We start from the raw sequence: 9,711 nt of genomic DNA on the forward strand, positions 1-9,711 counted from the left end.
CCTTCTTCACGTCCAGCGCCTCCAAGACATCGGCATCGCCCTCCCGCTTGACGCGCAGCAGCCAGGTCTTGCCGTCCTTCTCCTGCAGCGCCTTGGGGTTGACGGCCAGCACCGCCTGCAACTCATCAGCCGCGGGCTTCTTGGACAGGAACACCACCTTGGCGCTCATCTCCGGCAGGATGCGCGCGTCCAACTGATCGAAGCGCACCTTGGTCATCACCGTGGCCTTGGCGCGGTCGACAGTGGGCACGATGCCGGCCACCTGGCCCTGGAAACGCTGGCCCGGCAAGGCGTCCAGCGTGATCTCCACCGGCTGGCCCGGCGACACCTTGGCCAAGCTGGATTCGGAGACATCGGCCTCCACCTCCAGCGTGCCCAAATCAGCCATGGTCACCACCGCGCCCTGCGAGCCGGCAGCGTTCGAGAAGGGCGTGATGATGTCACCCACATTGGCGTTCTTCACCAGCACCACGCCATCGAAGGGCGCGCGAATCTCGGTGAAATCGCGGTTGACCTGCTGCAGCGTCAGCTGGGCCTGGGCCTGCTGCACCGCCGCCTGGGCCGAGCCCACGCCGGCTTGCGCCGAGGTGATGCCAGCACGCGCCGCATCCAGCCGGCGCTTCGCCGCATCCAGCGCCTGGCTGGAGACAAAGCCCTGGGCCTGCAGGCTCAGGCTGCGCTGATGCTCGGCCTCAGCATTGGAGAGCTCCACCTGCGCCTGCTGCACCGCGCTCTGCGCCTGGCGCGCGCTGGCCTCGGCCAGGCGCACGCCCGCGCTGGCCGCACCGATGGAGGCCTGCACATCTGAGGCATCGATGCGGGCGATCAGATCGCCCTTCTTCAGCACCGAGCCCTCGCGCACATTCAGCTCGATCAGCCGCCCGCTGGCCTTGGACGCCACGGCGGCGCGGCGCTGTGCCACCACGTAGCCCGAGGCAGTGAGCTGCGCATACTGCGCGGCAGGCGTGCTCTGCAGTACCGAGCTGACGCGAACCTCAGCCGGCCGCGGCGCCAGCATCACGCCAGCCACCGCCACCACCAGCAGGCCGCCGATGATCCAGCGCCAGGGCAGGCGGCGCCGCCCCTTGGGCTTGCCCTGGGGCGACTGCCGGTCAATCTTCAGTTGCGCCAATCCGGCGGCGGGAGAGGAATCAGCCATGGTGTTGAGCGTCGACTTGGGGTTTCAGCCAGGCGGCACAGGGTCCGTCAGCCCCGCGCATTGTGCACAGTCCAGACGACATTGCATGAAGACTGGATCTGCCTGCTGCCATGCGCTGTCAGCACCCCGCGCCACAATGCCGCCATCATGGCCGAAGCCGTCTCCTCAGCCCCCCTGCCCGAGCGCCTGATCGCGCATCTGGACATGGACGCCTTCTACGCCTCGGTGGAACTGCTGCGCTACCCGGAGCTCAAGGGCCAGGCCGTGGTGGTGGGCGGGCGGCGCATCCATGCCCCGCGCCTGCGCGAAGACGGCACGCGCGAGTATTCAAAGCTGCGCGACTACACCGGCCGTGGCGTCATCACCACCTCCACCTATGCAGCGCGCGACCTGGGCGTGTTCTCCGGCATGGGCCTGATGAAGGCGGCGCTGCGCGCGCCGGACGCCATCCTGCTGCCCACCGATTTCGACGCCTACCGCCACTACTCGCGCCTGTTCAAGGCCGCGGTGGCCGAGGTGGCGCCGGTGATCGAGGACCGCGGCATCGACGAGATCTACATCGACCTCAGCGATGTGCCCGGCATACGCGAGCCGGTGGGCCACGATCCGCTGGGCGGCGTGCGCGCGGTGGCACGCGAGATCAAGAACTCTGTGCTGCGCGCCACCCGGCTGACCTGCTCGATCGGCATCACGCCCAACAAGCTGCTGTCCAAGATGGCCTCCGAGATGGACAAGCCCGATGGCATCACACTGCTGATGGCGCATGAGATCGAGAGCCGCATCTGGCCGCTGGACGTGCGAAAGATCAACGGCATCGGCCCCAAGGCCGGTGCCAAGCTGGCCGCTTTAGGCATCGAAACCATCGGGCAGATCGCCGCGGCCGACCCGCAGTGGCTGATCGCGCAGTTCGGCAAGAGCTATGGCCACTGGCTACACGAGGCCTCGCACGGGCGCGACAGCCGGCCGGTGGTGACGCACAGCGAGCCGGTGTCCATCAGCCGCGAGACCACCTTCGAGCGCGACCTGCATGCAGTGCACGACCGCGCGCAGCTCTCCGACATCTTCACCCGGCTGTGCCAGCAGCTGGCGGCTGATCTGGAGCGCAAAGGCTATGAGGGCCGCACGATCGGCCTGAAGCTGCGGTTCGAAGGCTTTCACACCGTCACGCGCGACCTCACGCTGGATGCACCGGTGGCTGATGCGGTGTCCATACGCCGCGCGGCCGGCGCCTGTCTGAAGCGTGTGCCGCTGGAAAAGCGCATCCGCCTGCTGGGCGTGCGCGTGGGCAATCTTTCGCGGCCGGGCGAGGCGCTTTCCGCGTCGTCGCAGGCGAGCAAGAGAAAGCCGCAACAGCAACCGCCTGCCTCAGGGCCGGTGCCGGAGTCGCTGGCCTTGTTCTAAACCGAGCGCCAAGGCGCTCAACGCCGCGTCGGCAAGGTCCACATCCAGTAAGCCACAGCCACACAGCAAGCCGCCGGCAGCCAGCACCAGCGCAGCGGCAGCAGCCAACCGGCCCAGACCGAGCCGATGGCCATCATGGTCCAGGCCAGCTGCTTAACGCGCAGCGGGATCGAGTGATTGGCGCGCCAGTCGCGCACCATGGGGCCGAACAGGCGATGGTTGAGCAGCCAGTCCTCGGCGCGGCGGCTGCCGCGCGAGAAGCAAAAGGCGGCCAGCAGCACGAAGGGCACGGTGGGCAACACCGGCAGAAAGGCACCGACGAGGCCCAACGCCAGGCTCATCACACCAGCCAATGCCCACAGCACACGCTGCCACAAGGCGCGGCGCGGTGGGTCGAAGTGGATCGTGGCGGGGATGGGTTCGATGGGCATCGGCGCCAGTGTAGAGGCGCCCGGAAGCCCTCACCGGCGGCTACAGTTGCCGCTCCATGAGCAGCGAGCAATTCCTCCGGTTTCCTTCGATCGACGGCCTGCGTGCCTTCGAGGCAGCCGCGCGCCTGGGCAGCCTGGAGCGTGCGGCTGACGCGCTGTGCGTCAGCGCCAGTGCCGTCTCCAAGCGCATCTCCACGCTGGAGGAACTGCTGGGCGTGAGCCTGCTGCTGCGCTCGGCCAAGCCCTTGGTGCTGACCGCCGCTGGCAAGGAGTACCTGCCGCAGCTGCGCGCCGCGCTGGACCTGCTGGCAGCCATTCCGCTGCACCAGCGCGCGGTGCAAGAGGTGGAGCGCTTGCGCATCGCCGCACCGCCCACCTTTGCGCGCCAGGTCCTGGTGCCCGCGCTGCCGGGCTTCACCGCGGCGCATCCGGAGATCGAGCTGGAGCTGCTGCTCTCGACGCCCTTTCTCGACGAGGCTGCGCCTGAGGCCGAGGTGGAGATCGGCAACAGCCTGAGCAACGCTGGCGGCAGTGAGGCTCAGGTCTTGATGCTGGATCAGGTCACGCCGATGGTCTCACCCGCGCTGCTGGAGCGGCTGCAGCAGCAAGGCACACCCTTGCGCGAGCCCGCCGACCTGCGCCATGCGCCGCTGCTGCGCACACCCATCGAGCCCTGGACGCCCTGGCTGCGCGCCGCCGGCCTGGATTGGCCCGAGCCCAGCCACGGCACCCGCTTTGTCGATCTGGGCCTGACGCTGGAAGCTGCCGCCTGTGGCCAGGGCGTGGCGCTTGGGCGGCCCAGCCTCGCTTCAGCATGGCTGAAAAACAGATCCCTCGTGAGGCCCTTTGCACTGTGCGTGCCCGCGCAGACGCCGTACACGCTGCATGTGCATGGCGACAGCGCGGCTGCCAGGGCGTTTGCGCTGTGGATCAGCGCGCATTGCGCGACGCTGCAGTGACAAGTCGACCGGCCTGCAACCGCTGGCTGTGGCATGGCCAGGCATCGGAACAAACTTCAGGCCGCGCCTGAGCTTCTTTCAGGCCAGGCGGACGCGTCTGCCCTAGCATCGCGCATCGGCTCAGAACAATTTCATCGGAGACAGCCACCATGCCCGTGATCACCAGCATCGAAGACCTGCGCGTCCTGGCCCAGAAGCGCGTGCCGCGCATGTTCTACGACTATGCCGACTCGGGCTCGTGGACCGAGAGCACCTACCGCGCCAACGAGAGCGACTTCCAGAAGATCAAGCTGCGCCAGCGCGTGGCGGTGAATATGGAGAACCGCAGCACGGCCACGCAGATGGTGGGCGTGGATGTGAAGATGCCGGTGGCCATTGCGCCCACCGGCCTGACCGGCATGCAGCATGCCGATGGCGAGATCCTGGCGGCCCGCGCGGCCGAGGCCTTTGGCGTGCCCTTCACGCTGTCGACCATGAGCATCTGCTCGATCGAGGACATCGCCGCGCACACCAAGGCACCGTTCTGGTTCCAGCTCTATGTGATGCGGGACCGAGGCTTCATCGAGCGCCTGATCGACCGCGCGAAGGCGGCCCGCTGCGGCGCCCTGGTGCTGACGCTGGACCTGCAGATCCTGGGCCAGCGCCACAAGGACCTGAAGAACGGCCTGTCGGCCCCTCCCAAGCCGACGCTGTCGACGATGCTGAACCTGATGACCAAGCCGCGCTGGTGCCTGGGCATGCTGGGCACCAAGCGCCGCCAGTTCGGCAATATCGTCGGCCATGTTTCGGGCGTGGGCGATATGGGCTCGCTGGCCGAATGGACGGCCAAGCAGTTCGACCCTCAGCTGAACTGGGGCGATGTGGAGTGGATCAAGAAGCGCTGGGGCGGCAAGCTGATCCTCAAGGGCATCCAGGACGTGGAGGACGCGCGCCTGGCGGTGGACTCGGGCGCCGATGCGCTGATCGTCAGCAACCATGGCGGCCGCCAGCTCGACGGCGCCGAGAGCAGCATCCACGCCCTGCCCCGCATCATCGAAGCCGTCGGCTCGCAGATCGAGGTGCATATGGACGGCGGCATCCGCTCGGGCCAGGACGTGCTGAAGGCCTGGGCGCTGGGCGCCAAGGGCACTTACATCGGCCGGGCTTTCCTCTATGGCCTGGGCGCCATGGGCCAGCCGGGTGTGGCCAAGGCGCTGGAGATCATCCACAAGGAGCTGGACCTCACCATGGCCTTCAGCGGCCACACGCAGCTGAAGAACGTCACGCGCGAGATCCTGCTACCGGGCACCTACCCGACGGCTTGAGCGCCACCCGACTGCAGCCGGGCGGCAACCTCATCAGCCGCCCTGTTGTTGTCTGCGGCGTGCCAGACCCAAGGCGAGCAGCGCGCCCAGCACCAGCGCCACGCTGCCGGGCTCAGGCACCGGCGCCACATAGTCACCCAGATCAGCGGCGCTGATCTTGTAGGCATGCAGCACGCTGGGCAGCAGTTGCAGGCTGGCGTTCCACTGGGCGACGCTGCCGTCCCGGGTCTTCACGCAGCCGTTGATGCTGTCCAGCGGGCACTGGATGGAAGCGGCATACGGGTCGGCCGCGGTGAAGTCGAACCACACATCGAACTGCGTGCCTGAACCGTTCTGCGTCACGCTGTAGTCGCTGTCGGTGCCGGCCAGCAGCAGATAGCTGCCGTCATTGAGCTTGGGGCCGATGGCCAGGCCTTCCCACTTCTCGGGCGACTTGTTGCCCAGGCCCGCCAGGGTATTGGCGTCAAGATCCAGCACCGGGCCAACCTTCTTCACCTTGGTGTAGACCGAACCGGACACCAGCTTGATGCTGCTGACATCCGTGGCGCCGTTCAGGTCGATGCGGTAGACCTCCTTGTCGGCGGTGGCGAGATCGGCGCCCACGCCCACACCCCGGTTGTTGCGCTCCAGCACGAAGAACTCGTGGTCGTTGATTGCCACCAGGGCCGAGATGCCCTGGCCCTGGCCGCTGCGCTTCATCTCGTAGGCGTACTGCGCCACCGCCTGGCCGCTGGCCACGTCGAACTTGACGATGCGCACCATCGTGCCGTTGCCGGCGCCCTCATCGAGCATCGCGCTTTGCAGCATCGCAAAGGCGAACTTGCCGTCCGGGCTGATGGCCAGCCCCTCGAAGCCGCGGTTAGTGCGCTTGCCCGCGGTGTTGCCGGTATCGCTTGCAAAGTTCGGCACGCCCGTGGCATTGCGCGGCACCAGATTGGCCGGCGTGATGAAGCTGCGCAGCAACTCACCATTGCGGCCGAACTCGCGCAGCGCAGGGCCGTACTCGTCGGACACCAGCAGCGTGCCGGTCTGGGGGTTGACGACCATGCCCTCGGGGTCGTGGGCGCGCCCCAAGCTGGACGATGGCGCAGGCGCCAGACCGTTGAAGCGCTGGCCAGCCTCGCCGAACAGCACGGTTTCGAGGATCCGGAAATTCGCAATCGAGCCCGTGTTGGGATTCACATCAATGGCGAAGCGGCTGACGCGTGTGTCATAGCCAATGGTGCCGCCGCCCGGCCCACGGTCGGACAGCCCCCACCAGTCCTTGCGGATGGGGTCGTAGTAGATGTCCGAGAAGGCGCCGAAGCGGCCGTTGTTGGCACTGCTGCCGCCGGACTGGTCGAGCTGGCTGCCGGAGATGAGCAGACCGTTGACGAAGGTCGGCGTGGCGCCAGCAAGGCCGCACAGCGACAGGCCGAGCGCGGCGACAAGGGAGCGGGTGGAACGAATCATGGTGGAGGGCGTGCCTGGCAATGCGTAGAACGCAGGCCACTCAGACCCGCGAAGGCCTTCAGGCTAGGTCGGGCTGATGACCCTCGGGTGACAGTGCCGGGGCACCCCCTCGAACGCGGGGGTGCTTGCCGCATCAAATGCACCTATCCATCCATCAAGCCTGCGGCGTACCCCAGCGGCTGTTCAGCCTTGCAGCCGCGTCCAGAGCAAGCCCTGCAGACGCTCTTCCCAGAGCGGGAAGCTGCTGTAGCGGCCGGGGTGCGCCTCGGGGTCGGCGCCAGTGCCGCCGATCGCGTAGACGATGCCGCTGCGACGCGCCGGGTCCAGCATCAGGCCGGACATCAGGCCGTAGGCGAAGCCCAGATGGCCCCAGGCCTGCTGGCCGCCGCGTGGCATCAGGCGGTCGCCCTGCAGGCGGCTGCTCTTGGCATCGGGCACCGAGCGGTCGATGAAATGCTGCAGGCCCAGGCCCCAGGCCTGGAACTCGCCGCCCAGGTCGTCGCCATTCGGCGCGGCCGGGCCGGCGGAGCGCCAATGCTCGGTCATCAAGGCATGCACACTGGCGGGCTGAAGATAGCTCGCGCCAGCGTGGCGGCCTTGATCAGCCAGCATCGCCAGCACCACGCCCAGATCGGCCACCCGGGTGCGCATACGCCCCTGCGGGCCGAACAGCGAGCCGTTGCTGCCCAGCTCGTAGCCGTCCAGCCCAGCGGGCGGGGCCGGCCGCTTGCCGCCGAAGTCGTCGGTCTGCACGATCCACGGCCCGGCAGTGTTCCAGCGCACCGCATCGTCGGTGGCGCGCTTGCGGTAGAGGGTGGCCAGGTTGGCCAGCTCGGCCTCGCTGAACTGGCTGGCCTCGAAGCCGCCACTCAGGCCCAGCGGCCTGAGCACCTGCTCAGCCATCAGCTGATCGAAGCGCTGGCCGCTGGCTTTCTCCATCACGCCAGCCAGCACGCCGTAGTTGAGATTGCAGTACTCGAACCACTGGCCCGGCGCTTGCGTCGCAGGCGACCAGGACTTGCCGCTGCCGAACAAGGCAGCGCCCGGCAGCAGCTTCTCGGCCAGGCGCTGGCCCGGCGCCACATAGCTGCCGGCACTGTCGCGAAGGCCCGAGCGGTGGCTGAGCAGCAGGCGCACCGTCAGCGGTACGTTTTGATGCCCGGGGTGGCGCAGGCGATAGCCCAGGATCTCGCCGATATCAGCATCCAGGTTCAGCCGCCCGGCCTCGACCAGGCGCATCACGCCCAGCGCCACCACCAGCTTGCTGATCGAGGCGATGCGAAACAGCGTATCGCGCGTGACCGGCCGGTGCCGGCCGGCGCCGCTGGGGTCGATCCAGCGGTGGCCGAACTGACCCTCGTACACCACACGGCCCTCGCGCAGCATCAGCACCGAGAGGCTGGCCAGCGGCCGCGCCGGGTCATCGATCAGAGCCTGCAGTTCGGCATCCAAGCCGGTGGGCGCGGCGGACGCCAATCCCGGCAGGCCGGCGGTCAACACAGCAGGAGCGGCGAGCAGCAACTGGCGGCGGGCCAGGCTGCCGAGCGGGCAAGACGATGGGCGGAGCTTCATCACCACAGTTTCACCGCAGAGCCCAAGCGCGGGCGATGCCTTTTTGCAGCCCGCCCATCACTTCGGCTCATCACGGCTCAGGTGGCCGCCTTCTTGGCCACCAGCGTCAGGATGTCGTAGCTGGCCACCAGTTCGCCGCGCTGGTTCATCACCTGCACGTCCCAGGCCACCACGCCCTGCGGCGGCTGATCCGGGCGGTTGCCGCGGTCGATGCGGCGCTTGCAGGTCAGGCGCGCCTGGATGGTGTCGCCGATCGCCACCGGGTTGACGAAGCGCAGCGTGTCCAGACCGTAGTTGGCCAGCACCGGGCCTGGCGCGGGCGAAACGAACAAGCCCGCCGCGGCCGACAGCACGAAGTAACCATGCGCGATGCGCTGGCCGAACTGCGTTTCCTTGGCAGCGATCTCGTCGAAGTGCATGTAGAAGTAGTCGCCCGAGATGCCACCGAAGTTGACGATGTCGGCCTCGCCAACTGTTCTACGGTGCGTCAGAAGCGAGTCACCGACCTGGATCTCTTCGAAATACTTGCGGAAGGGGTGGACCACATCCTCATGCACCTTGGCGCCGCGCTGGTACTCGCCGGTGATGGCGGTGATCATGGTCGGCGAGCCCTGCACCGCGCAGCGCTGCAGATAGTGTTTGACGGCGCGGATGCCGCCCAGCTCCTCGCCACCGCCGGCGCGGCCCGGGCCGCCATGCTTGAGCATGGGCAGCGGCGAGCCATGGCCGGTGCTTTCCTTGGCAGCCTCGCGATCGAGCACCATGATGCGGCCATGGAAGGCCGCGGCCTGGTAGACCGCCTCGGCAGCGATGGCCGGCGTCTTGGTGATGACCGAGCCCACCAGGCTGCCGCGTCCCTTGGCGGCCAACTGCAGCGCCTCATCCAAGTCCGCGTAGGGCATCAGCGTGGACACCGGGCCGAAGGCCTCGATGTTGTGTACCGCCTCGTTGGCGAAGGCGTCGCGGCACAGCAGCAGGCTCGGCGCGAAGAAGGCGCCATCCTTGACGCCGTCGCCGATGGGCGCGAAGCCGTCCTTGGCGCCGAACACCAGCTCATTGCCCTGGCTCAGCAGAGCCAGGCGCTCGGCCACGTCGGCCTGCTGGGCCATCGAGGCCAGCGCGCCCATGCGCACGCCCTCCACCGCCGGGTCGCCGACCTTGAGCTTGGCAAGGCGCTCGCGCAGCATCGAAGCCACCGTGTCGATGTGTTTCGCCGGCACGATGGCACGGCGGATCGCGGTGCACTTCTGGCCGGCCTTGGCCGTCATCTCGCGCATCACTTCCTTGACGAAGAGCTCGAACTCGGGATCGTCCGGCGCCACATCGGGGCCAAGGATGGAGCAGTTCAGGCTGTCGGCCTCGGCGTTGAAGGGCACGCTGCGCTGGATCAGGTTGGGTGTGACGCGCAGTTGCGCGGCGGTGTCGGCCGAGCC

8 protein-coding genes are annotated in these 9,711 nt (G+C 68.0%); 3 read left to right on the forward strand and 5 right to left on the reverse strand.

Annotated features, from left to right (window positions below; genetic code table 11):
- The coding region (locus ACIQ67_RS17575; RefSeq protein ID WP_397535674.1) for an efflux RND transporter periplasmic adaptor subunit at nucleotides 1–1,159 on the reverse strand (1,159 nt) is incomplete at its 3' end.
- Between the two features lie 147 nt (nucleotides 1,160–1,306).
- On the opposite strand from ACIQ67_RS17575, the gene dinB reads away from it, so the two are divergent.
- Nucleotides 1,307–2,560 carry a DNA polymerase IV gene (dinB, locus tag ACIQ67_RS17580; RefSeq protein WP_397535675.1) on the forward strand — a complete coding sequence of 418 codons (1,254 nt, stop codon included), beginning with the start codon at nucleotides 1,307–1,309 and terminating at the stop codon, nucleotides 2,558–2,560.
- A gap of 17 nt (nucleotides 2,561–2,577) precedes the next feature.
- Here the strand turns inward: dinB and ACIQ67_RS17585 are convergent, their stop codons facing one another.
- Complete coding sequence (locus ACIQ67_RS17585) at nucleotides 2,578–2,991, reverse strand: YbaN family protein (RefSeq protein ID WP_397535676.1); 414 nt, start codon at nucleotides 2,989–2,991, stop codon at nucleotides 2,578–2,580.
- Nucleotides 2,992–3,047: 56 nt separating this feature from the next.
- Between ACIQ67_RS17585 and ACIQ67_RS17590 the strand changes: the two genes are divergently transcribed.
- Nucleotides 3,048–3,950 (forward strand): LysR substrate-binding domain-containing protein, encoded by a 903-nt coding sequence (locus ACIQ67_RS17590; protein ID WP_397535677.1) that lies wholly within the window; start codon nucleotides 3,048–3,050, stop codon nucleotides 3,948–3,950.
- A 149-nt stretch (nucleotides 3,951–4,099) separates the two neighbouring features.
- Entirely contained in the window at nucleotides 4,100–5,254 is a 1,155-nt protein-coding gene (locus ACIQ67_RS17595; RefSeq protein WP_397535678.1) for an L-lactate dehydrogenase, read from the forward strand.
- A 33-nt stretch (nucleotides 5,255–5,287) separates the two neighbouring features.
- Here the strand turns inward: ACIQ67_RS17595 and ACIQ67_RS17600 are convergent, their stop codons facing one another.
- The 3 genes from ACIQ67_RS17600 to paaZ form a co-directional block, all read right to left on the reverse strand.
- Nucleotides 5,288–6,706, reverse strand: coding sequence for an esterase-like activity of phytase family protein (locus tag ACIQ67_RS17600; RefSeq protein WP_397535679.1), 1,419 nt, complete (start codon nucleotides 6,704–6,706; stop codon nucleotides 5,288–5,290).
- 183 nt (nucleotides 6,707–6,889) lie between these two features.
- Nucleotides 6,890–8,278 carry a serine hydrolase domain-containing protein gene (locus tag ACIQ67_RS17605; RefSeq protein ID WP_397535680.1) on the reverse strand — a complete coding sequence of 463 codons (1,389 nt, stop codon included), beginning with the start codon at nucleotides 8,276–8,278 and terminating at the stop codon, nucleotides 6,890–6,892.
- A gap of 77 nt (nucleotides 8,279–8,355) precedes the next feature.
- A partial coding sequence (paaZ, locus tag ACIQ67_RS17610; RefSeq protein WP_397535681.1) for a phenylacetic acid degradation bifunctional protein PaaZ occupies nucleotides 8,356–9,711 on the reverse strand: 1,356 nt, incomplete at its 5' end.

Source organism: Roseateles sp. (genome assembly GCF_044373315.1).
GTDB lineage: Bacteria > Pseudomonadota > Gammaproteobacteria > Burkholderiales > Burkholderiaceae_C > JACDQM01.